The sequence below is a fragment of the Pseudomonas sp. 29 genome (genome assembly GCF_002754355.1).
Taxonomy (GTDB): domain Bacteria; phylum Pseudomonadota; class Gammaproteobacteria; order Pseudomonadales; family Pseudomonadaceae; genus Aquipseudomonas; species Aquipseudomonas neuropathica.
The window spans coordinates 1,022,918-1,045,345 of sequence record NZ_PEEY01000001.1 but is presented as its reverse complement, the minus strand read 5'-3'; the positions used below and the strand labels follow the sequence as shown (position 1 = coordinate 1,045,345).

Sequence of the window (22,428 nt, the reverse complement as noted above, 5' to 3'; positions counted from 1 at the left end):
ACATTCGACTGCATTCTCATGTTGGAAATGCGCCCAAATGTGGGAGCGAGCTTGCTCGCGAAGACGGTCTTTCAGGCTCTACAAAACTTAACCCTTGGCGCCTGCCTCGATCATATTCTCCGGCCGCACCCACGCATCAAACTCTTCATCCGTCAGATAGCCCAACGCCAACGCCGCCTCACGCAAGGTCAGCCCTTCGCTGTAAGCCTTCTTGGCGATCTCCGCTGATTTGTCATAACCAATGTGCGGATTCAGTGCCGTCACCAGCATCAGCCCGCGCTCCAGGTGTCGGGCCATGACTTCGGCGTCCGGCTCCAGCCCGGCAATGCAGTGCTGCTGGAAGTTGCTGCAGCCATCGGCGAGCAGGCGAATCGATTGCAGCAGGTTGTGGATGATCACCGGTTTGAACACGTTCAACTGCAAGTGACCCTGACTCGCGGCAATGCCGATGGTCACATCGTTGCCCAGCACCTGACAGGCGAGCATCGACAGCGCTTCGCACTGGGTCGGGTTGACCTTGCCGGGCATGATCGAGCTGCCCGGCTCATTTGCCGGCAGCCGCACCTCGGCAAAACCTGCGCGGGGACCGGAGCCGAGCAGGCGCAGGTCGTTGGCGATTTTCATCAGCGCCACGGCGAGGGTTTTCAGCGCACCGGACAGGCTGGTCAGTGGTTCGTGGCCGGCGAGGGCGGCGAACTTGTTCGGCGCGGTGACGAAGGGCAGGCCGGACAGCGCCGCCAGTTCTGCAGCAATCGCCTCACCAAAACCATGCGGCGAATTCAGCCCGGTGCCGACCGCGGTGCCGCCCTGGGCCAGTTCACACACGGCTGGCAATGCGGCGCGGATTGCACGTTCGGCGTAATCCAGCTGCGCGATGAACCCGGACAACTCCTGACCGAAGGTGATCGGCGTCGCGTCCATCATGTGCGTGCGCCCGGTCTTCACCAGTTTCATGTGCCGCGCCGCCAGTTCGGCGAGACCACCGGACAACTCGGCAATCGCCGGCAGCAGTTGTTCCTGCACGGCCTGTGCGGTGGCAATGCTCATGGCGGTGGGGAAGCAGTCGTTGGAACTTTGCGAGCGGTTGACGTGATCGTTGGGGTGCACCGGGGTCTTGCCGCCGCGCGGGTTGCCGGCCAGTTCGTTGGCGCGCCCGGCGATGACTTCGTTGACGTTCATGTTGCTCTGCGTGCCGCTGCCGGTCTGCCAAACGACGAGCGGAAACTGGTCGTCGTGCTGGCCGTCGAGCACTTCGTCGGCAGCCTGTTCGATCAGGCGGGCGATGTCGGCGGGCAAATCGCCGTTACGGTCGTTGACCCGTGCAGCGGCTTTCTTGATCAGGGCCAGAGCGTGCAGTACCGGCAGCGGCATGCGTTCCTGACCAATGGCGAAGTTGATCAGCGAGCGTTGCGTCTGAGCACCCCAGTAGGCGTCGTCCGGGACTTCGATCTGGCCCAGGCTGTCGGTTTCGATACGGCTCATCGTGCACACTCCTGTTGGTCTGTTTGCGCAGTTTAGGCCGGCATCGGCCGTGGTGGTTCCCTCGAACCGATTGTTGACCGGTAAAACCCGGCCAATCAAGCACGGCAAGGCTCGGGGGTTGAGCCACGAGGTTTTTTAGGCGCAGAATGGTCGCCCTTGGGGTTTTACCTCGCCTAGCTGAAAAGGAAACTCGATGACTCGTCTTCGTGCCATCTGCACCGCGGTTGCACTGGTTTGCGCCAGCGGCCAGGTGCTTGCCGATACCGCCAGCCACAACGCCAGTGCTGAAGCTTTCCTGACCCTGGCGCACGCTGACAAGCTGGGCACTCCGGTGTACATGCAAGTGCAGCAAATGTTCGCTCAGCGTTTTGAACAGACCAAAGCCCCGGAAGCCAAGAAAGCCGTACTGGAAACCTACCAGGCCAAGGCCAACGCCGCCCTGGACCAGGCCATCGGCTGGAACAAGCTCAAGCCTGACATGGTCAAGCTTTACACCAGCAACTTCAGCGAATCCGAGCTGAAAGACCTGGTCGCGTTCTACCAGTCGCCACTGGGCAAGAAAGTCCTGGAAAAAATGCCGCAGCTGACTCAGCAATCGGCCCAGATGACCCAGGCCAAACTGGAAAGCGCCGTGCCTGTCGTCAACAAGCTGCTCGACGACATGACCAAAGAGCTGGACCCGAAAGGCGCTGCTGCGCCGGCCAAGAAGAAGTAAGCGGAGTTCGTGATGACCATGCAACAACGCATCGAATCGACGCTGGCCCTGCTTCAGCCTGAGCACCTGCAAGTGCTGGACGAAAGCCACATGCACAGTCGCGGGTTGCAGACGCACTACAAGGCCGTGGTGGTCAGCGCGCAGTTCGACGGCCTGAACCGGGTCAAGCGCCACCAGAAAGTCTACGGCACGCTCGGTGAGCTGATGGGCGAGTTCCATGCGTTGGCGCTGCACACCTACACCCCGCAGGAATGGGCAGAGATCGGCGCCGCTCCGGCATCGCCGACCTGTGCTGGCGGCAGTAAGCATTAAGCTTCGGTTTTTTGCTAGAATCCGCAACGCGCCGCTCACCCGGCGCGTTTTTTTTTGAATCCGGTTCACCCTTTGCGAGGGTAGCCACCTGGAGAAATACCCATGACACAACCGATTGTCGTGGCGGCACTGTATAAGTTCGTCACCCTCGAAGATTACGTCAACCTGCGCGAGCCGCTGCTGCAAGCGATGGTCGACAACCAGATCAAAGGCACCCTGCTGATCGCCGAAGAAGGCATCAATGGCACGGTGTCCGGCACTCGCGAAGGCATCGACGGTCTGCTCGCCTGGCTGAAGAACGACCCACGCATGATCGACATCGATCACAAAGAGTCGTACTGCGACGAGCAGCCGTTCTATCGCACCAAGGTCAAACTGAAGAAAGAGATCGTCACCCTCGGTGTCGAAGGCGTCGACCCGAACAAAAAGGTCGGCACCTACGTTGATCCGCAAGACTGGAACGCGTTGATCAGTGACCCGGAAGTGCTGTTGATCGACACCCGTAACGATTACGAAGTATCGATCGGCACTTTCGAAGGCGCCATCGATCCGAAAACCACCAGTTTTCGCGAATTCCCCGACTACATCAAAGAACACTTCGACCCGGCCGTGCACAAGAAGGTCGCAATGTTCTGCACCGGTGGCATTCGCTGCGAGAAAGCTTCGAGCTACATGCTCGGCGAGGGTTTCGAAGAGGTTTACCACCTCAAGGGTGGCATCCTGAAGTACCTCGAAGAGGTGCCGCAGGAAGAAACCAAGTGGCAGGGCGACTGCTTCGTGTTCGACAACCGCGTGACCGTGCGTCACGACCTCAGCGAAGGCGACTACGATCAATGTCATGCCTGCCGCACACCGGTCAGTGTTGAAGATCGCACCAGCGAGCATTACGTTGCTGGCATCAGCTGCCCGCATTGCTGGGATACGTTGAGCGAGAAAACCCGCCGCAGCGCCATCGACCGGCAGAAGCAGATCGAACTGGCCAAGGCGCGCAACATGCCGCACCCGATCGGCTACAACTACAAGCAAGCATCCACCGAGGCTTAATCATGTCTGCGCGCCTGCTCTATGTGATGGATCCGATGTGTTCGTGGTGCTGGGGTTTTGCTCCGGTGGCCAAGGCATTGGTTGAGCAGGCGCAAGCAGCCGGGGTGGAGTTGCATCTGGTGGTCGGTGGTTTGCGCACCGGCAGCGGCTCGGCGCTGGAGCCGACCACGCGTCGCTACATTCTTGAACACTGGCAAGCGGTCACCGAGGCCACCGGTCAACCGTTCAAGTTTGAAGGTGCGTTACCTGACGGTTTTGTCTACGACACCGAGCCTGCCTGCCGCGCGATCGTCACGGCGCGCAGTCTGGCGCCGGATTGCGCGTGGACATTGGTCGGACTGATCCAGCAGGCGTTTTACGCTGAAGGCCGCGATGTCACCCAGGCCAGTGTATTGGTCGAGTTGGCGGAGAAGGCCGGTGTGCCGCGCATCGAGTTCGCGGCGTTGTTCGATCATGCCGATCAGCACAAAGCCACTCAGGCCGATTTCAGTTGGGTGCAGGATCTGGGCATCGCCGGTTTCCCGACCCTGCTCGCCGAACGCAATGGCCAACTGGCGCTGCTGACCAATGGCTATCAACCGCTCAGCGAACTGTCGCCATTGCTCGGCCGCTGGCTGGAGCGCGCCGCCTGTGCCTGACCTGGCCGATGACACGCCAGCCGAAAAGCGTGTCGACCGGCTGAGCTGGGCAGAAGTCCGGCGACTGGCACTCACTCACAAAAAATCCCTATGGATTGCCAACGGCGTGGCTGTGCTGGCGACGCTGTGCAGCGTGCCGATTCCATTGCTGTTGCCGCTGCTGGTGGACGAAGTCCTGCTCGGCCATGGCGATGCCGCGCTGAAAGTCATGAACCATGTGCTGCCGACGATGTGGCAGCAAGCGGCCGGCTATATCGGCCTGATGTTGCTGGTGACCCTTACCCTGCGTTGCAGTTCGCTGTGCTTTGGTGTGTTGCAGTCGCGGCTGTTTGCACGGCTGGCCAAGGACATCGTCTATCGTATTCGCGTGCGTCTGATCGAACGCCTCAAGCGGATTTCCCTCGGCGAATACGAAAGCCTCGGTAGCGGCACAGTAACGACGCACCTGGTCACCGATCTGGATACCCTCGACAAATTCGTCGGCGAAACCCTCAGTCGCTTTCTGGTGGCGATGCTGACGCTGGTCGGCACCGCGAGCATCCTGATGTGGATGCACTGGAAACTGGCGCTGCTGATTCTGCTGTTCAACCCGCTGGTGATCTACGCCACGGTGCAGTTGGGCAAACGCGTCAAACACCTGAAGAAGCTTGAGAACGACAGCACCTCGCGCTTCACTCAGGCGTTGAGCGAAACCCTTGATGCGATTCAGGAGATCCGTGCCGGCAACCGTCAGGGTTTCTTCCTCGGGCGGCTCGGTCTGCGCGCGCAGGAAGTGCGTAACTACGCGGTCAACTCGCAGTGGAAAACCGACGCGTCCAACCGTGCCAGCGGTTTGTTGTTCCAGTTCGGCATCGACATTTTCCGCGCGGCGGCGATGCTCACGGTGTTGTTCTCCGACCTGTCGATCGGCCAGATGCTCGCGGTGTTCAGCTACCTGTGGTTCATGATCGGCCCGGTTGAACAACTGCTCAATCTGCAATACGCCTATTACGCGGCGGGCGGGGCGCTGGCGAGGATCAACGAACTGCTGGCGCGCGCCGATGAGCCGCAATATCCCGGCGGTGTCGATCCGTTCAAGGGCCGGGACACCGTAGGTATTCAGGTACAGGGCCTGAGCTTCGGCTACGGCGATGACCTGGTGCTGGATCAGCTGAATCTGTCGATTGCTCCCGGTGAAAAAGTTGCGATTGTCGGCGCCAGTGGCGGCGGCAAAAGTACCCTCGTGCAATTGCTGCTCGGGCTCTATACGCCACTGTCCGGCACCATCCGCTTCGGCGGTTCGACCCAGCAGGAAATCGGTCTGGACACGGTTCGCGAAAACGTCGCAGTGGTGTTGCAGCACCCGGCGCTGTTCAACGACACCGTGCGCGCCAACCTGACCATGGGCCGCACCCGCAGTGACGAGGCGTGCTGGCAGGCGCTGGAAATCGCTCAGCTCGAAGCGACCATCCGCGCCTTGCCCAATGGTCTGGACAGTATCGTCGGCCGCTCCGGCGTGCGCCTGTCCGGTGGGCAGCGGCAACGTCTGGCCATCGCGCGGATGATCCTCGCCGAACCGAAAGTCGTGATCCTCGACGAAGCCACCTCGGCCCTCGACGCGGCCACCGAGTACAACCTGCATCAGGCCATGGCGCGCTTCCTCAATGGCCGCACCACGCTGATCATTGCCCACCGACTGTCGGCGGTGAAACAGGCTGATCGCGTGCTGGTGTTCGATGGCGGTCAGGTCGCTGAAGATGGCGATCATCAGCAGTTGATTGCCGATGGTGGTCTGTATGCCAAGCTCTATGGTCATCTGCAGCAGATCCAGCGCCCTTGAGTTTCGTGCCGGTTTCTGTGCTTAGTGCTTGAATTGCATTAAGTAAAATCACTCGGAACGCCCGTACAGTCCCGCCATTTGCACAATCGACCTAGAGGACGGCAGAGCTGTCCCTTTGACTTGGCGAAAATTAGCCTAGGCTGAGCTGTCAGGAGCGGGATTTTCCGGTGTTCATCTGGCAGTGCTTGCGCAAGGGATCTCATGAAGCAAAAGCGGACTCTCGGAACGCCACGGTTGTTGGGCATCGTCTGGCCATTTATTGCCGTCGTGTTGTTTCAAGCGTTATTGGGCGGCGTGAGTCTTTACGTGCTCTCGGCGGTTCGCGGTTACGTCGCTGGTGAAAGCCTCTGGTCCAAGGGCCAGAAAGACGCGATTTACTACCTCAATCTCTACGCCGACAGCCGTGACGAGGCGATTTTCCTCAAGTACCGCACTGCGATCGGTGTGCCGCAAGGCGGGCATCAGTTGCGCCTGGCGCTGGATCATCAACCGCCGGATCTGGCCGCGGCGCGCGAAGGCATTCTCAAGGGTGGCAACCACCCGGACGATGTTTCCAGCCTGATCTGGCTGTACCTCAACTTCCGCCATTTCAGTTATCTGGAAACCGCAATTGACCGCTGGACGGTCGGTGACGCCTATCTGGTCGAGCTGGATGACGTGGCGCAGGAGATGCACCGCAGCATTTCGCAAAACACCGCCAGCAGCGCCGATATCCAGGGTTGGAAGGCACGCATTTTTGCCATCAACGATGGCGTGACCCCGGCCGCGAAAGCCTTCAGTGATGCCTTGGGCGAAGGCTCGCGGATGATCCTGCGGCTGCTGCTGTTGACCAATCTCGCCACAGCGCTGGGGCTGATCGTGCTGGCCCTGTGGCGCACGCACAAGTTGCTCAAACAGCGCCATGCCTTTGCCGAGGCGCTGCAACTGGAGAAGGATCGGGCGCACGTTACCTTGCATTCGATCGGTGATGGCGTCATTACCACCGACGTCAGCGGCGCTATCGATTACATGAACCCGGCCGCTGAAGCCATGACCCACTGGAAAGCCGAACAGGCGGCGGGTTTGCCGCTGGCGGCATTGTTCAATCTGCTCGACGACAACGCCCAGTCCGAAGGGCTGACCCTGATCGAGCACATTCTCAGCGGCAAGCTCAGTGGCGGCAGCGAGCACTCGAAGCTGATCCAGCGCCTTGATGGCACGACATTGTCGGTGACCTTGGTCGGCGCGCCGATCCGTAATGCCGGAAAGGTCAGTGGCACGGTGCTGGTGTTGCACGACATGACCCAGGAACGGCAATACATCGCCAATCTGTCGTGGCAGGCCACCCATGACGCGCTGACCGGGCTGGCTAACCGTCGCGAGTTCGAATATCGCCTGGAGCAGGCGCTGCACAATCTCACCCGCCATACCGGGCGGCATGCGCTGATGTTCCTCGATCTTGATCAATTCAAACTGGTCAACGACACCTGCGGCCATGCCGCCGGCGATGAGTTGTTGCGGCACATATGTACGCTGCTGCAGTCCGGACTGCGCGAGGGCGATACGCTGGCGCGACTGGGTGGTGATGAGTTCGGTATTTTGCTGGAGAACTGCGCGCCGGACGCGGCGGAAAAGATTGCCGAGGCGCTGCGTCAGACTGTGCAGAATCTGCACTTTGTCTGGAAGGGGCGGCCGTTCCTGACCACGGTGAGCATTGGTCTGGTGCATATCGCACAAATCCCGACGACCCTCGAAGCCTCATTGCGTGCCGCAGATATGGCCTGTTACATGGCCAAGGAAAAGGGCCGCAACCGCGTGCAGGTTTATCACGCTGACGATTCCGAACTGTCCCTGCGCTTTGGTGAGATGGCCTGGGTGCAACGCTTGCACATGGCCCTGGAGGAAAACCGTTTTTGTCTGTACGCCCAGGAAATCGCTCCGCTCAAGTCGGGTGACAACAACGGTGGGCATATCGAGATTCTGCTGCGTCTGCACGATGAAGCCGGGCGGATGATTCTGCCGGACAGTTTCATTCCCGCCGCCGAGCGCTATGGTTTGATGAGTCAACTGGATCGTTGGGTAGTTCAGAATGTATTTAAGGTTATTGCTCAATGTATTGCCCAAGAACATCAACAACCTTTAGCAATGTGTGCGATTAATCTGTCAGGCATTACTATAGGAGATGACGCGTTTTTGCACTTTCTGCGGGAACAGTTTGTTAACTATGCAATACCGCCTGAAATGATTTGTTTTGAAATTACAGAAACCAGTGCAATTTCAAATCTGGGCAGTGCAATAAGATTTATTAATGAACTCAAAGGCTTAGGTTGCTATTTTTCGTTAGATGATTTTTGCGCCGGAATGTCTTCATTCGCTTATCTGAAACATTTGCCTGTAGACTTCCTGAAGATCGACGGGAGTTTCGTAAAGGATATGCTGGACGACCCGATTAACCGCGCAATGGTCGAAGTGATCAATCACATCGGGCATGTCATGGGTAAAAAGACAATTGCCGAGTTTGTTGAAACAACCCAGATCGAGCAGGCCCTGCTTGAAATTGGTGTGGATTACGCTCAGGGTTATGTTATAGAACGCCCACAGTTGTTTACCTGCGACAGTTTGCAAAGTCGGCCCGCCAGACCGCACCCGCTGTTATTCAAAGCGCCTGGCACGTTCCGTTGAAGTCTCTCGCCGATCCTTACAATCACAAATCAAAAGGAGCCGAACAGTGATCGACACATTCAACCGAACCGGACCACTCATGGAAGCTGCAAGTTATCCTGCCTGGGCACAACAGCTCATTGAGGATTGCAGCGAGAGCAAGCGCCGGGTTGTCGAACATGAACTTTACCTGCGCATGCGTGATAACAAGCTCAGCGCCAGAACCATGCGTCAGTACCTGATCGGGGGCTGGCCGGTGGTTGAGCAGTTTGCGTTGTACATGGCGCAGAATCTCACCAAAACCAGGTTTGCCCGGCATCCGGGCGAAGATATGGCGCGGCGCTGGCTGATGCGCAATATCCGCGTTGAACTCAATCATGCGGATTATTGGGTGCACTGGAGTCGTGCACATGGCGTCAGTCTGGAAGACCTTCAGGCCCAACATGTGCCGCCCGAACTGCATGCCTTGAGTCATTGGTGCTGGCACACCAGCTCAGCCGATTCGTTGATTGTGGCCATCGCGGCCACCAACTATGCCATCGAAGGCGCGACCGGGGAGTGGTCGGCGCTGGTCTGCTCCACCGGCGTGTATGCCGCAGCGTTTCCCGAAGAGGATCGCAAGCGCGCGATGAAGTGGTTGAAGATGCATGCCCAGTACGACGATGCCCATCCGTGGGAGGCGCTGGAAATCATCTGCACCCTGGCCGGGATGAACCCGAGCAAGGCCTTGCAGGCCGAGTTGCGTCAGGCCGTCTGCAAGAGCTATGACTACATGTATCTGTTTCTGGAGCGTTGCATGCAACTGGAGACGTCGGAACGCTTGCTGGTCAACCGAGAGCGCAGGGCGGTAGTCGAGAGCTGATTCAAGCCTCACGCAATACCAATGTGGGAGCGAGCCTGCTCGCGAAAGCGGTATGCCAGTCAACTCATGGTTGAATGTCAGATCGCATTCGCGAGCAGGCTCGCTCCCACACTGTTTTGTGTTGCCTGAAAGGCTTAGCCCGCCATCGCCAGGCGGTTGCGACCTTCACGCTTGGCCACATACAACGCACTGTCGGCGCGCCGCAGCAAGCTGTCAGCCGATTCGCCCGGCAACAACGTCGAACATCCCAGGCTCACCGTCAATTCAATCAACTGTCCATCGGCATAGTATTCGGCCGCCTGCGTCGCATAACGAAGGCGTTCGCCGACCATTGCCGCCGCATCCCGGCTGGTGTTGGACAGCAGCACCAGAAACTCCTCACCACCGTAACGGAACACCATGTCGACGTTGCGCAGTTGCGCCTTGATTGTCGCCGCGATGGCTTTAAGCACGTCATCGCCGGCGCTGTGGCCATGGCTGTCGTTGACCCGTTTGAAGTGGTCGATATCCAGCATCAGCAGCGACAACGGTTGTTGATGCCGGCGGGACATATCGATCTCCCGCTGCAGGGTTTGCTCCATGGCGATGCGGTTACCGGCGCCGGTCAGCGGATCGCGCAGGGCACTCTGAGTCGCCTCGCGATAAAGCAGCGCGTTGCGCATCGGGTACAGCAAGGATGACAGTAACGACTCCAGTTGACCTTGTTCCTTGTCGTTGAAGCGCTGATTGCGACGGAACACCAGTTCGCCCATGTGCTCGCCTTCGTGGCTCAGGGTATAGCTGATCGAGTGGTGGCCGCGGGCACCGAACTCCAGACGCAGGTCACTGCCCTGATGCACGTAGCTAAGCGCGTCCAGGGGCACGAGACGCTGAACTTCGCGGAAAAACAGACCGAGGATGCGTTGCGGCTCGAGGCTGGTTTGCAGTTGCAGGCTCATTTGCTGGCGCAATTGCGCAAGACTGGCCGGTCGCTCCAGAAGGGGAGGCAGCTGACCAAAGCCCAGGCGTTGCAATTTGGCACTGTCAAAGTCAATTGCATTGGTCTGGGAGGGTGATTTCATATGGCGTGAGCCCCTAAAGCAGTAAGTCTGTCTTACAGGCTGGGTGAGAGCGGCTATGGGCTGCGCGTCATACTGATCCATCAGTCCCGTAGGACATTTGGCGTAAGTTTAGTCTGCCTGAAGACGATTAGTCAGCTATCGAAATCGGCCTTGCCCCACTGCCTTCACACGGCATGCTTTGAGGATATTTAGAGCGAAAGTCGTGCCATTCGGTTCGGTTTTATTTAAACCGTTTGGAATCAATAAGTTGGTTGATCAAGGGGGAGGGGCGCGGTGGAAAATTGACTGAAATATGACAGTCGCCAGCGGCAAATGCATGCCGCGACAGGAATCTGCCGCGGCAACAAAAGCGACGTATGGCAGTTATTGCGCGTTGAAGGCCTGGCCATTGATGCCGGTGCTGTCCGGGCCCATCAGGTACAGGTAGACCGGCATGATTTCTTCCGGTGTCGGGTTGTTCAGCGGGTTTTCCCCCGGATACGCCTGGGCGCGCATGCTGGTGCGCGTGCCGCCCGGGTTGATGCTGTTGGAGCGTACCGGCGCGACACCGTCGACTTCATCGGCCAGGGTTTGCATCAAGCCTTCGGTGGCGAACTTCGATACGCCATAAGCGCCCCAGTACGCACGGCCCTTGCGCCCGACGCTGCTGGAGGTGAACACCACCGAGGCATCCTGCGACAGCTTGAGCAGCGGCAGCAGGGTGCTGGTCAGCATGAACATGGCGTTGACGTTGACTTGCATGACGCGCATGAAGTTTTCACCGGACAACTGTTCGATCGGCGTGCGCGGGCCGATGATCGAAGCGTTGTGCAGCAGGCCGTCGAGGTGGCCGAACTCGGTCTCGATCATCGCGGCCAGCTCATCGTACTGATGGGGCAGGGCGGTTTCGAGATTGAACGGAATCACGGCGGGTTGCGGATGCCCGGCAGCCTCGATCTCGTCATACACCTGCGTCAGGTTCGCTTCGGTTTTGCCCAGCAGCAATACCGTAGCGCCATGGGCGGCGTAGGTTTTTGCGGCTGCCGCGCCGATCCCGCGACCGGCACCGGTGACCAGAATGACCCGATCCTTGAGCAATTCGGGGCGAGCGGAATAATCAAACATAAAAACCTCATCAAGTCAGATCGTTCCCACGCTCTGCGTGGGAATGCAGCCAATGACGCTCTGCGTCAGGTCTCAGCAACTGCAAAGCGCGCTATCGAGCACCTTGCGCAGCTCCGACGGATGATCCACCACCACGTCCGCCCCCCAATGCCGCGGGTTGTCGTCCGGGTGGATGTAGCCGAACGTCACCGCTGCCGTTTTCGTACCGGCATCGCGCCCCGATTCGATATCACGCAGATCATCGCCGACAAACAGCACCGTCGCCGGATCCAGATCAAGCATCTTGCACGCAAGGATCAACGGCTCCGGATCCGGCTTGCTGTTCTTCACGTGATCCGGGCAGATCAGCAAGGCCGAACGCTCAGCCAATCCCAGTTGCTGCATGATCGGCTCGGCAAAGCGCAGTGGCTTGTTGGTGACCACGCCCCAGATCAGCTTGGCCTTTTCGATATCGGCCAGCAGTTCACCCATGCCGTCAAACAGTTTGCTGTGCACGGCGCAGCCAACCAGATAGCGCTCAAGGAACTCCAGACGCAGTTCTTCGAAGCCCGGCGACTCCGGGTCCATCGAAAACGTCACCGCGACCATGGCTTTGGCGCCACCGGAAATCTCGTCGCGGATGTGCTTGTCGTTGATCGGCGGCAAGCCGCGATCTGCACGCATGGCCTGGCAGATGGCGATGAAGTCCGGCGCCGTGTCGAGCAGGGTGCCGTCCATGTCGAAAAGAACTGCTCTGATCGCCATCGGCTTACTCCTCGCGCAGGGTCTGGATCATGTAGTTGACGTCAACGTCGCTGGCCAGTTTGTAGTGCTTGGTCAGCGGGTTGTAGGTCAGGCCGATGATGTCTTTGACGGTCAGGCCGGCCATGCGGCTCCAGGCACCCAGCTCGGACGGGCGGATGAATTTCTTGAAATCGTGGGTGCCGCGCGGCAGCAGCTTCATGATGTATTCAGCGCCGATGATGGCGAACAGGTAGGCCTTCGGGTTGCGGTTGATGGTCGAGAAGAACACCTGACCGCCCGGCTTGACCATGCGGAAGCAGGCGCGGATCACTGACGACGGATCCGGCACGTGCTCGAGCATTTCCAGGCACGTGACCACGTCAAACTGCTCCGGCATTTCTTCGGCCAGGGCTTCGGCGGTGATCTGGCGGTACTCAACGCTGACGCCGGATTCCAGTTGATGCAGTTGCGCGACCGCCAGCGGCGCTTCGCCCATGTCGATGCCCATCACCGTGGCACCGCGTTGCGCCATGGCTTCGCTGAGGATGCCGCCGCCGCAACCGACGTCGAGGACTTTCTTGCCGGCCAGATTGACCCGCTCGTCAATCCAGTTGACCCGCAGCGGGTTGATGTCGTGCAGTGGTTTGAACTCGCTTTCGCGGTCCCACCAGCGATGGGCCAAGGCTTCGAATTTGGCGATTTCAGCGTGGTCGACGTTGCTCATGTTTAATCCTCTAAAACTTTAAAAGTGCTGTAGCCCTGGCGTTTGCGCCAAGGTGTTTACGATTCGGTGTGGCCGCTGATGCGCTGGCCCCAGGTCCGGGCGGTGGCGCCCAGTTGCTCTTCGTCCATGCGCGTCAGGCGGCGGTCGTCGAGCAGTTGCTTGCCGGCGACCCACAGGTGTTTCACGCAATCGCGACCGGTGGCATATATAAGCTGCGAGACCGGGTCATATACCGGTTGCTGGGCCAGGCCGGACAGGTCGAAAGCGACGATGTCGGCAGCTTTGCCAATTTCCAGCGAGCCGACTTGCGCCTCGATCCCCAGTGCGCGCGCGCCATTCAGCGTGGCCATGCGCAGTGCTCGATGGGCATCCAGAGCAGTGGCCGAGCCGGCGACGGCTTTGGCCAGCAGTGCAGCGGTACGGGTTTCGCCGAGCAGATCCAGATCGTTATTGCTGGCGGCGCCATCGGTGCCAACGGCCACGTTGACGCCAGCCTGCCACAAACGCTCGACCGGGCAGAAGCCGCTGGCGAGTTTCAGGTTCGATTCCGGGCAGTGGATCACGCTGGTGTTGCTTTCTACCAGCAACGTCAGGTCGTCATCGCTGATCTGGGTCATGTGCACGGCCTGGAAGCGCGGGCCGAGCAGGCCCAGACGACCGAGGCGCGCGAGCGGACGTTCACCGCGCTGCTCCAGCGCTTGCTGAACTTCGAAAGCGGTTTCGTGCACGTGCATATGGATCGAGGCGTCCAGCTCCTCGGCAATCACGCGGATTTTCTCGAGGTTTTCGTCACCGACGGTGTACGGTGCATGGGGGCCGAAGGTGATCTTGATCCGTTCATGGTGCTTGAGATCGCCGAACAACTCGACGCCCTGACGAATGGCTTCATCGGCGCTGCTGGCGCCCGGAATCGGGAAATCAAGGATTGGAATGGCGATCTGCGCGCGAATGCCGCTGTTGTGCACGCGCTCGCTGGCGACTTTCGGGTAGAAATACATGTCCGAGAAACAGGTGATGCCGCCCTTGATCTGCTCGGCGATAGCCAAATCAGTCCCATCGCGAACGAAATCTTCATCGACCCACTTGGCCTCGGCCGGCCAGATGTGATTTTCCAGCCAGGTCATCAGCGGCAAATCATCGGCCAGGCCACGAAACAGCGTCATCGCCGCGTGACCGTGCGCGTTGATCAGGCCGGGGGCGAGCAGCACATCCGGCAATTCCCGGGTTTCTGTGGCGTTACACTTCAATGCTTCGGCGCGCGGGCCGATAAACACGATGCGACCGTCGCGAATGCCCAGGCCGTGCTCCTTGAGCACAACGCCTGCAGGTTCGACGGGTACCAGCCAGGTCGGCAGCAATAATAAGTCGAGCGCAATGGCAGGTTTCGGCATCGAGGGGCGGTTCCAGTGCTTTTGTAAAGGATGGCGAAGTATACCCGAGCGTCTTCGCGGGGGGATCGCTATAATCGGCGGCTTTTGTTCATGAGTGCGGGGTGAGGGATGCGCGATCGACTGTTGGCTGCGGAGAAAGTAAAGGCCATCGATTGGCGAGATGGCGCGCTCCACCTGCTGGATCAGCGTATTTTGCCGTTCGAGGAAACCTGGATTGCCTACACCAGCGCCGCCGGCGTGGCCGAGGCGATTCGTTCGATGGTGGTGCGCGGTGCGCCGGCCATCGGCATCAGCGCAGCCTATGGCATTGTGCTGGCGGCCCGTGCCCGTCTGACCGAAGGTGGCGACTGGGCTGCGGCGCTGGAAGAAGATTTCGCCTTGCTGGCCGATTCTCGTCCGACCGCAGTCAATCTGTTCTGGGCGTTGGGCCGGATGCACGATCGACTGGATCGTCTGAAAGGCAACGCCGACCCGTTGGCGGCGCTGGAAGCCGAAGCCATTGCCATTCATGAAAGCGACCGCGAAGCCAACCTGACCATGGCCCAGCTCGGCGTTGACCTGATCCGCAAGCACCAGGGCAATGCGCAGGCGATTCTGACTCACTGCAACACCGGTGCGCTGGCTACCGGCGGGTTCGGTACGGCGCTGGGGGTGATTCGCGCGGCTTATCTGGAAGGCATGGTCGAGCGCGTTTACGCCGATGAAACCCGTCCGTGGCTGCAGGGTTCGCGCCTGACCGCTTGGGAACTGGCCAACGAAGGCATTCCGGTCACCCTGAATGCCGACTCCGCCGCTGCGCACATCATGAAAACCAAAGGCGTGACCTGGGTGATCGTCGGTGCGGACCGCATCACCGCCAACGGTGACGTGGCCAACAAGATCGGCACCTACCAACTGGCGGTCAACGCCATGCACCACGGCGTGCGTTTCATGGTGGTGGCGCCAAGTTCGACCATCGACATGAATCTGGCCAGCGGTGACGACATCCCGATCGAGGAGCGTGATGGCGCCGAGTTGCTCGAAGTGGGTGGCAAGCGCGTCGGCGCGGACGTTGAAGCGTTCAACCCGGTATTTGACGTGACGCCGGCCGACCTGATCGATGCGATCGTCACCGAAAAAGGCATCGTCGAGCGCCCGGATACCGCGAAAATGGCCCAGTTGATGTGCCGCAAACGCCTGCATTGATTGGCTTGATGTCTGCGTTGTCCTCTTCGCGAGCAGGCTCGCTCCCACAGGTTTTGTGAGCGCCACAGAACCCTGTGGGAGCGAGCCTGCTCGCGAAGGGGCCCTAAATGTCAATAAACATCGCTAAACCAAGCCCCAATTCTGCATTCAAAGAAGCTCTGAGCCTCTCTCGTCCCCGTTAAGCCTGTCACCGGTCAACTAACTATGCTCCATGCGCATCAGGGGGATAGGTGCGTGGCGGCTCTTGTGATAACATCCGGCGTTTTCCGAGGCAGCTCCACGGAGCTGTCTTTACTGCGCAAATCCGCGATCCAATGTTGATTTGTCGTAAGTCGGTGCATGGCACTCGGTCTGCCCCGACGAGCTTCGTTGGTCCCATATGGATATGACGAAGTTTCACCAGAAAAAGGAATCAGGCTTCTCATGGGCGAACTGGCCAAAGAAATCCTCCCGGTCAATATCGAAGACGAGCTGAAACAGTCCTACCTCGACTACGCGATGAGCGTGATCGTCGGCCGTGCACTGCCGGATGCGCGCGATGGCCTCAAGCCCGTGCACCGTCGCGTACTGTTCGCGATGAGCGAGCTGGGCAACGACTTCAACAAGCCGTACAAGAAATCTGCCCGTGTTGTCGGCGACGTGATCGGTAAGTATCACCCGCACGGTGATACCGCGGTGTACGACACCATCGTTCGTATGGCCCAGCCTTTCTCCCTGCGCTACCTGCTGGTAGACGGTCAGGGCAACTTCGGTTCGGTCGACGGCGACAACGCTGCGGCCATGCGATACACCGAAGTGCGCATGACCAAGCTGGCGCACGAGCTGCTGGCTGACCTGCACAAGGAAACCGTGGACTGGGTGCCGAACTACGACGGCACCGAAATGATCCCGGCGGTCATGCCGACCCGTATCCCCAATCTGCTGGTCAACGGCTCCAGCGGTATCGCCGTGGGCATGGCGACCAACATTCCGCCGCACAACCTCGGTGAAGTCATCGACGGTTGCCTGGCGCTCATCGACAATCCTGAGCTGACCGTCGATGAACTGATGCAATACATCCCCGGTCCGGACTTCCCGACCGCCGCGATCATCAACGGTCGCGCCGGCATTATCGAAGCCTACCGTACCGGTCGTGGCCGTATTTACATGCGTGCCCGCTCGATTATCGAAGACATCGACAAGGTCGGTGGCCGTCAGCAGATCGTCATCACCGAACTCCCTTACCAGTTGAACAAGGCGCGTCTGATCGAGAAGATCGCCGAGCTGGTCAAAGAGAAGAAGCTCGAAGGCATCACCGAACTGCGCGACGAGTCCGACAAGGACGGTATGCGCGTCGTGATCGAACTGCGTCGCGGCGAAGTGCCTGAGGTGATCCTCAACAACCTCTACGCCCAGACCCAGCTGCAATCGGTATTCGGCATCAACATCGTTGCGCTGATCGACGGCCGTCCACGCATCCTGAACCTCAAGGATCTGCTGGAAGCCTTCGTCCGTCACCGTCGCGAAGTGGTCACCCGCCGTACCGTGTTCGAACTGCGCAAGGCGCGCGAGCGTGGTCATATCCTCGAAGGCCAGGCCGTTGCCCTGTCGAACATCGACCCGGTCATCGCCCTGATCAAGGCTTCGCCGACGCCGTCGGAAGCCAAAGAAGCGCTGGTCAGCACGCCGTGGGAATCCTCGGCAGTGGTGGCGATGGTTGAGCGTGCCGGTGCCGATTCGTGCCGTCCGGAAAACCTCGATCCGCAATACGGTCTGCGTGAAGGCAAGTACTTCCTGTCGCCAGAACAGGCGCAAGCCATTCTGGAACTGCGTCTGCACCGTCTGACCGGTCTGGAACACGAAAAACTGCTGGCCGAGTATCAAGAGATTCTCAACCAGATCGGCGAGCTGATCCGCATCCTCAACAGCGCCGTGCGCCTGATGGAAGTGATCCGCGAAGAGCTGGAAGTGATCCGCGCCGAATACGGCGACCAGCGCCGCACCGAAATTCTCGATGCCCGTCTCGACCTGACCCTGGGTGACATGATCCCGGAAGAAGAGCGCGTCGTGACCATCTCCCACGGTGGCTACGCCAAGACCCAGCCACTGGCTGCGTACCAGGCTCAGCGTCGTGGCGGTAAAGGCAAGTCGGCCACCGGCGTCAAGGATGAGGACTACATCGCTCACCTGCTGGTTGCCAACAGCCACACCACGCTGCTGCTGTTCTCCAGCAAAGGCAAGGTTTACTGGCTCAAGACCTACGAAATTCCGGAAGCGTCCCGCGCCGCCCGTGGTCGTCCGCTGGTCAACCTTCTGCCATTGAGCGAAGGTGAATACATCACCACCATGCTGCCGGTCGATCTCGAAGCCATGAAGCGTCAGGCCGATGAAGAAGAAGCCGAAGGCGCCGAGGCTGATGTAGAAGAAATCGAAAACAGCAACGAGACCGATGAAGAACGTCGTGCTCGCATCAAGGCTGCTGACCGCAAGAAAGCCCCGTTCATCTTCATGTCGACCGCCAACGGTACCGTGAAGAAGACCCCGCTGGTGGCCTTCAGCCGTCAGCGCAGCGTTGGTCTGATCGCGCTGGAACTGGACGAAGGCGACATCCTGATCTCCGCCGCCATTACCGATGGCGAGCAGGAAATCATGCTGTTCTCCGACGGCGGCAAAGTGACTCGCTTCAAGGAATCCGAAGTTCGCGCCATGGGCCGTACCGCCCGCGGTGTGCGTGGCATGCGTCTGCCAGAAGGGCAGAAGCTGATCTCCATGCTGATTCCAGAAGAAGGCAGCGAGATTCTCACTGCTTCCGAGCGCGGCTACGGCAAGCGTACGGCGATCACCGAGTTCCCTGAATACAAGCGTGGCGGTCAGGGCGTTATCGCCATGGTCAGCAACGAGCGTAACGGCCGTCTGGTCGGCGCGGTTCAGGTGCAGGACGGTGAAGAAATCATGCTGATCTCCGATCAGGGCACTCTGGTGCGTACCCGTGTCGACGAAGTGTCGAGCCTGGGTCGTAACACTCAGGGCGTCACACTGATCAAGCTGGCCAAGGATGAAACCCTGGTTGGGCTGGAGCGGGTTCAGGAGCCTTCGGAAGTTGAAGGTGAAGAGCTTGAGGGTGAAGAGGGCGAGGAGTTCGAAGGCAATGTCGTGATCGACGATGCTGCCGAAGACCAGCAACTCGACGCCGCAGCAGACGAAGAACCGCAAGAATAAGCGGACAAACGAGGGGGCGGATGAGAATTCGCCCCCTTGTTATTTGTCCGGTATGAAATTTCGGCGCCCATGAAGATCCATGTGGGAGCGAGCTTGCTCGCGAAGGCGGAGTATCAGGCGACATCGTTGTTGAATGTCAGTCCGCCTTCGCGAGCAAGCTCGCTCCCACATAAAATCAGCGCCGACTGATATGTGATACCACCAAATCAGAGCGAGATTGGATGTGAGCAAGCGAGCCTATAACTTCTGCGCCGGTCCTGCGGCGCTTCCTGAAGCTGTCCTGCAACGTGCCCAGGGTGAACTCCTTGATTGGCACGGCAAGGGTCTGTCGGTCATGGAAATGAGCCATCGCAGCGATGAGTTCGTGTCCATCGCCACTCAGGCCGAGCAGGATCTGCGTGACCTGCTGAATATCCCGTCGAACTACAAAGTGCTGTTTCTGCAAGGTGGCGCCAGCCAGCAATTCGCGCAGATTCCACTGAACCTGCTGCCGGAAAACGGCTCGGCCGACTATATCGACACCGGTATCTGGTCGCAGAAAGCCATCGAAGAAGCCTCGCGCTACGGTCACGTCAATGTTGCCGCCACCGCCAAGCCTTACGACTATTTCGCCATCCCGGGCCAGAACGAGTGGAAACTGTCGAAAGACGCCGCTTACGTTCACTACGCGCCGAACGAAACCATCGGCGGTCTGGAATTCCAGTGGATCCCGGAAACCGGTGACGTGCCGTTGGTAGCGGACATGTCTTCGGACATCCTCTCGCGTCCGGTCGACATCTCGCGTTTCGGCATGATCTACGCCGGCGCACAGAAAAACATCGGCCCGAGCGGCATCGTCGTCAACATCATCCGCGAAGACCTGCTCGGCAAGGCGCGCTCGCTGTGCCCGACCATGCTCGACTACAAAGTCGCAGCAGATAATGGCTCGATGTACAACACCCCGCCGACCCTGGCCTGGTACCTGTCCGGTCTGGTGTTCCAGTGGTTGAAAGAGCAGGGTGGTGTCGAAGCGATCGCCAAACTGAATGACGTCAAACAGCGCACGCTGTACGACTTCATCGACGCCAGCGGCCTCTACAGCAACCCGATCAACAAGTCGGATCGCTCGTGGATGAACGTGCCGTTCCGTCTGGCTGATGATCGTCTGGACAAGCCGTTCCTGGTCGGTGCCGACGAGCGCGGCTTGCTCAATCTGAAGGGCCACCGCTCCGTGGGCGGCATGCGCGCCTCCATCTACAACGCCGTCGACATCACCGCCGTTAACGCGCTGGTGGCGTACATGGCTGAATTCGAGAAGGAACACGGCTGATGTCCGAGCAAGAACTCAAGGCACTGCGCGTTCGTATTGACGCTCTGGACACCAAAGTCCTTGAGCTGATCAGTGAGCGTGCGCGTTGCGCCCAGGAAGTCGCGCGAGTAAAGATGGCCTCGCTGGCCGAAGGCGAAGTGCCGGTGTTCTATCGTCCTGAGCGCGAAGCTCAGGTGCTCAAGCGTGTGATGGAGCGCAATCAGGGACCGCTGGGCAACGAAGAGATGGCGCGGTTGTTCCGCGAAATCATGTCCTCGTGCCTGGCGCTGGAGCAGCCGCTGAAAGTGGCTTACCTCGGCCCTGAAGGCACCTTCACCCAGGCTGCAGCCATGAAGCACTTCGGTCACGCGGTGATCAGCAAGCCGATGGCGGCGATCGACGAAGTGTTCCGTGAAGTGGCAGCCGGTGCGGTGAATTTTGGCGTGGTGCCGGTGGAAAACTCCACCGAAGGCGCGGTCAACCACACGCTGGACAGCTTCCTCGAGCACGACATGGTTATCTGTGGCGAAGTCGAGCTGCGCATTCACCATCACCTGTTGGTTGGTGAAAACACCAAGACCGACAGTATCAGCCGTATCTATTCCCACGCGCAGTCGCTGGCCCAGTGCCGCAAGTGGCTGGACGCGCATTACCCGAATGTCGAGCGCGTTGCGGTATCGAGCAACGCCGAAGCGGCCAAGCGGGTTAAAGGCGAGTGGAACTCGGCAGCGATTGCCGGTGATATGGCGGCCAGTCTGTATGGCCTGACCCGTCTGGCCGAGAAGATCGAAGACCGTCCGGACAACTCGACGCGCTTCCTGATGATCGGTAATCAGGAAGTACCGCCGACCGGTGACGACAAGACTTCGATCATCGTTTCGATGAGCAACAAGCCGGGTGCGCTCCACGAGCTGCTGGTGCCGTTCCATGACAACGGGATCGACCTGACCCGGATCGAAACCCGTCCGTCGCGCAGCGGCAAATGGACCTACGTGTTCTTCATCGACTTCGTCGGCCACCACCGTGATCCGTTGATCAAAGGTGTGCTGGAAAAGATCAGTCAGGAAGCAGTAGCACTCAAAGTGCTGGGTTCCTACCCGAAAGCAGTTCTCTAAGGGCGGTAGCAAATGAGTGGCAATTTCCTCGCTCTGGCACAGCCGGGCGTGCAACAACTTTCGCCGTACGTTCCGGGCAAGCCTGTGGACGAACTGGCGCGCGAGCTGGACCTGGATCCGGCCAAAATCGTCAAACTGGCGAGCAACGAAAACCCGCTAGGCGCCAGTCCGAAAGCCTTGGCGGCCATCCGCGAAGAGCTGGCCGAGCTGACGCGTTACCCGGATGGCAACGGTTTTGCGCTGAAATCCCTGCTGGCCGAGCAATGCCGTGTCGAGCTGAGCCAGGTCACTCTGGGTAACGGCTCCAACGACATTCTTGAGCTGGTCGCGCGTGCCTATCTGGCACCGGGCCTGAACGCTGTTTTCAGCGAACATGCTTTTGCGGTGTATCCGATTGCCACGCAGGCGGTCGGTGCTCAGGCCAAAGTGGTGCCGGCCAAGGATTGGGGGCATGATCTGCCTGCGATGCTCGCGGCCATCGATGGCAATACCCGCGTCGTATTTATCGCCAACCCGAACAACCCGACCGGTACCTGGTTCGGCGCAGAAGCGCTGGACGAGTTCCTGCAGGATGTTCCGGAGCACGTGTTGGTGGTGCTCGACGAGGCGTACATTGAGTACGCCGAAGGCAGTGATCTGCCGGACGGACTGGATTTCCTTGCCGCTTACCCGAATCTGTTGGTCTCGCGTACCTTCTCCAAGGCCTATGGTCTGGCGGCATTGCGTGTTGGCTACGGTCTGTCGACCCCGGTTGTGGCTGATGTACTGAACCGTGTTCGCCAGCCATTCAACGTCAACAGCCTCGCCTTGGCGGCAGCCTGTGCGGCGTTGAAGGATGAGGAATATCTGGCGCAAAGCCGTCAACTCAACGAGGCAGGCATGCAGCAGTTGCAGGCCGGTTTCCGTGAGCTGGGCCTGAGCTGGATCGAATCCAAAGGCAACTTTATCTGCGTCGATCTCGGTCAGGTAGCTGCTCCGATATTTCAGGGCTTGCTGCGCGAAGGCGTGATCGTGCGTCCGGTGGCCAACTACGGCATGCCGAACCACCTGCGGGTGACCATTGGTCTGCCGGCGGAAAACAGCCGCTTCCTCGAAGCGCTGCGCAAGGTTCTGGCTCGTGGGTGATG

At 59.5% G+C, this 22,428-nt stretch carries 18 protein-coding genes; 12 read left to right on the top strand and 6 right to left on the bottom strand.

Annotation, left to right across the window (positions count from 1 at the left end):
• Positions 1–87: 87 nt before the first annotated feature.
• Positions 88–1,482: a class II fumarate hydratase gene (locus CLU80_RS04825; RefSeq protein ID WP_007908383.1), complete on the bottom strand. Its 1,395-nt coding sequence runs from the start codon at positions 1,480–1,482 to the stop codon at positions 88–90.
• A gap of 193 nt (positions 1,483–1,675) precedes the next feature.
• Between CLU80_RS04825 and CLU80_RS04820 the strand changes: the two genes are divergently transcribed.
• The 7 genes from CLU80_RS04820 to CLU80_RS04790 all read left to right on the top strand — a co-directional run bounded on the left by CLU80_RS04820 (position 1,676) and on the right by CLU80_RS04790 (position 9,512).
• A complete protein-coding gene (locus CLU80_RS04820; RefSeq protein ID WP_034155305.1) occupies positions 1,676–2,197 on the top strand; it encodes a DUF2059 domain-containing protein in 522 nt (173 codons plus the stop codon).
• Positions 2,198–2,209: 12 nt separating this feature from the next.
• The gene (locus tag CLU80_RS04815) at positions 2,210–2,509 is read left to right on the top strand and encodes a BolA family protein (protein WP_064391455.1); all 300 of its coding nucleotides are present in this window, start codon (positions 2,210–2,212) and stop codon (positions 2,507–2,509) included.
• A gap of 102 nt (positions 2,510–2,611) precedes the next feature.
• Positions 2,612–3,553 carry an oxygen-dependent tRNA uridine(34) hydroxylase TrhO gene (gene trhO / locus CLU80_RS04810; RefSeq protein ID WP_099756885.1) on the top strand — a complete coding sequence of 314 codons (942 nt, stop codon included), beginning with the start codon at positions 2,612–2,614 and terminating at the stop codon, positions 3,551–3,553.
• Between the two features lie 35 nt (positions 3,554–3,588).
• On the top strand, positions 3,589–4,191 hold the full coding sequence (locus CLU80_RS04805) for a DsbA family protein (protein ID WP_175559631.1): 603 nt from the start codon (positions 3,589–3,591) through the stop codon (positions 4,189–4,191).
• On the top strand, positions 4,184–6,010 hold the full coding sequence (locus CLU80_RS04800) for an ABC transporter ATP-binding protein (RefSeq protein WP_099756884.1): 1,827 nt from the start codon (positions 4,184–4,186) through the stop codon (positions 6,008–6,010). The genes CLU80_RS04805 and CLU80_RS04800 overlap by 8 nt, the downstream gene beginning before the upstream one ends.
• 201 nt (positions 6,011–6,211) lie before the next feature.
• Positions 6,212–8,671 (top strand): EAL domain-containing protein, encoded by a 2,460-nt coding sequence (locus tag CLU80_RS04795; RefSeq protein WP_099756883.1) that lies wholly within the window; start codon positions 6,212–6,214, stop codon positions 8,669–8,671.
• Between the two features lie 79 nt (positions 8,672–8,750).
• Positions 8,751–9,512 carry an iron-containing redox enzyme family protein gene (locus CLU80_RS04790; protein ID WP_371857736.1) on the top strand — a complete coding sequence of 254 codons (762 nt, stop codon included), beginning with the start codon at positions 8,751–8,753 and terminating at the stop codon, positions 9,510–9,512.
• Between the two features lie 134 nt (positions 9,513–9,646).
• On the opposite strand, the gene CLU80_RS04785 is transcribed toward CLU80_RS04790, so the two are convergent.
• The 5 genes from CLU80_RS04785 to CLU80_RS04765 all read right to left on the bottom strand — a co-directional run bounded on the left by CLU80_RS04785 (position 9,647) and on the right by CLU80_RS04765 (position 14,515).
• On the bottom strand, positions 9,647–10,573 hold the full coding sequence (locus CLU80_RS04785) for a GGDEF domain-containing protein (protein ID WP_093435313.1): 927 nt from the start codon (positions 10,571–10,573) through the stop codon (positions 9,647–9,649).
• Between the two features lie 363 nt (positions 10,574–10,936).
• Positions 10,937–11,677, bottom strand: coding sequence for a YciK family oxidoreductase (locus CLU80_RS04780; protein ID WP_025113079.1), 741 nt, complete (start codon positions 11,675–11,677; stop codon positions 10,937–10,939).
• Between the two features lie 72 nt (positions 11,678–11,749).
• Positions 11,750–12,421: an N-acetylmuramic acid 6-phosphate phosphatase MupP gene (gene mupP, locus CLU80_RS04775; RefSeq protein ID WP_093435311.1), complete on the bottom strand. Its 672-nt coding sequence runs from the start codon at positions 12,419–12,421 to the stop codon at positions 11,750–11,752.
• A gap of 4 nt (positions 12,422–12,425) precedes the next feature.
• A complete protein-coding gene (gene ubiG / locus CLU80_RS04770) occupies positions 12,426–13,124 on the bottom strand; it encodes a bifunctional 2-polyprenyl-6-hydroxyphenol methylase/3-demethylubiquinol 3-O-methyltransferase UbiG (RefSeq protein WP_093435309.1) in 699 nt (232 codons plus the stop codon).
• A 56-nt stretch (positions 13,125–13,180) separates the two neighbouring features.
• Complete coding sequence (locus tag CLU80_RS04765) at positions 13,181–14,515, bottom strand: TRZ/ATZ family hydrolase (RefSeq protein WP_099756882.1); 1,335 nt, start codon at positions 14,513–14,515, stop codon at positions 13,181–13,183.
• Positions 14,516–14,623: 108 nt separating this feature from the next.
• Between CLU80_RS04765 and mtnA the strand changes: the two genes are divergently transcribed.
• From mtnA to hisC, 5 genes are all read left to right on the top strand, one after another.
• Positions 14,624–15,700, top strand: a complete 1,077-nt coding sequence (gene mtnA / locus CLU80_RS04760; RefSeq protein ID WP_093435305.1) for an S-methyl-5-thioribose-1-phosphate isomerase — start codon at positions 14,624–14,626, stop codon at positions 15,698–15,700.
• 423 nt (positions 15,701–16,123) lie between these two features.
• Complete coding sequence (gene gyrA, locus CLU80_RS04755) at positions 16,124–18,898, top strand: DNA gyrase subunit A (RefSeq protein WP_093435302.1); 2,775 nt, start codon at positions 16,124–16,126, stop codon at positions 18,896–18,898.
• Positions 18,899–19,121: 223 nt separating this feature from the next.
• Complete coding sequence (serC, locus tag CLU80_RS04750; RefSeq protein WP_099756881.1) at positions 19,122–20,207, top strand: 3-phosphoserine/phosphohydroxythreonine transaminase; 1,086 nt, start codon at positions 19,122–19,124, stop codon at positions 20,205–20,207.
• Positions 20,207–21,301, top strand: coding sequence for a prephenate dehydratase (pheA, locus tag CLU80_RS04745; protein WP_060540878.1), 1,095 nt, complete (start codon positions 20,207–20,209; stop codon positions 21,299–21,301). The genes serC and pheA overlap by 1 nt, the downstream gene beginning before the upstream one ends.
• A 12-nt stretch (positions 21,302–21,313) precedes the next feature.
• Positions 21,314–22,426 (top strand): histidinol-phosphate transaminase, encoded by a 1,113-nt coding sequence (gene hisC / locus CLU80_RS04740; protein ID WP_099756880.1) that lies wholly within the window; start codon positions 21,314–21,316, stop codon positions 22,424–22,426.
• Positions 22,427–22,428 lie beyond the last annotated feature (2 nt).

What these genes read in the sequence shown, in the direction of transcription:
- CLU80_RS04825 (WP_007908383.1), bottom strand. Translation starts at nt 1,482, where the DNA reads ATGAGCCGTATCGAAACCGACAGCCTGGGCCAGATCGAAGTCCCGGAC.
- CLU80_RS04820 (WP_034155305.1), top strand. Translation starts at nt 1,676, where the DNA reads ATGACTCGTCTTCGTGCCATCTGCACCGCGGTTGCACTGGTTTGCGCC.
- CLU80_RS04815 (WP_064391455.1), top strand. Translation starts at nt 2,210, where the DNA reads ATGACCATGCAACAACGCATCGAATCGACGCTGGCCCTGCTTCAGCCT.
- trhO (WP_099756885.1), top strand. Translation starts at nt 2,612, where the DNA reads ATGACACAACCGATTGTCGTGGCGGCACTGTATAAGTTCGTCACCCTC.
- CLU80_RS04805 (WP_175559631.1), top strand. Translation starts at nt 3,589, where the DNA reads ATGTGTTCGTGGTGCTGGGGTTTTGCTCCGGTGGCCAAGGCATTGGTT.
- CLU80_RS04795 (WP_099756883.1), top strand. Translation starts at nt 6,212, where the DNA reads ATGAAGCAAAAGCGGACTCTCGGAACGCCACGGTTGTTGGGCATCGTC.
- CLU80_RS04790 (WP_371857736.1), top strand. Translation starts at nt 8,751, where the DNA reads ATGGAAGCTGCAAGTTATCCTGCCTGGGCACAACAGCTCATTGAGGAT.
- CLU80_RS04785 (WP_093435313.1), bottom strand. Translation starts at nt 10,573, where the DNA reads ATGAAATCACCCTCCCAGACCAATGCAATTGACTTTGACAGTGCCAAA.
- CLU80_RS04780 (WP_025113079.1), bottom strand. Translation starts at nt 11,677, where the DNA reads ATGTTTGATTATTCCGCTCGCCCCGAATTGCTCAAGGATCGGGTCATT.
- mupP (WP_093435311.1), bottom strand. Translation starts at nt 12,421, where the DNA reads ATGGCGATCAGAGCAGTTCTTTTCGACATGGACGGCACCCTGCTCGAC.
- ubiG (WP_093435309.1), bottom strand. Translation starts at nt 13,124, where the DNA reads ATGAGCAACGTCGACCACGCTGAAATCGCCAAATTCGAAGCCTTGGCC.
- CLU80_RS04765 (WP_099756882.1), bottom strand. Translation starts at nt 14,515, where the DNA reads ATGCCGAAACCTGCCATTGCGCTCGACTTATTATTGCTGCCGACCTGG.
- mtnA (WP_093435305.1), top strand. Translation starts at nt 14,624, where the DNA reads ATGCGCGATCGACTGTTGGCTGCGGAGAAAGTAAAGGCCATCGATTGG.
- gyrA (WP_093435302.1), top strand. Translation starts at nt 16,124, where the DNA reads ATGGGCGAACTGGCCAAAGAAATCCTCCCGGTCAATATCGAAGACGAG.
- pheA (WP_060540878.1), top strand. Translation starts at nt 20,207, where the DNA reads ATGTCCGAGCAAGAACTCAAGGCACTGCGCGTTCGTATTGACGCTCTG.
- hisC (WP_099756880.1), top strand. Translation starts at nt 21,314, where the DNA reads ATGAGTGGCAATTTCCTCGCTCTGGCACAGCCGGGCGTGCAACAACTT.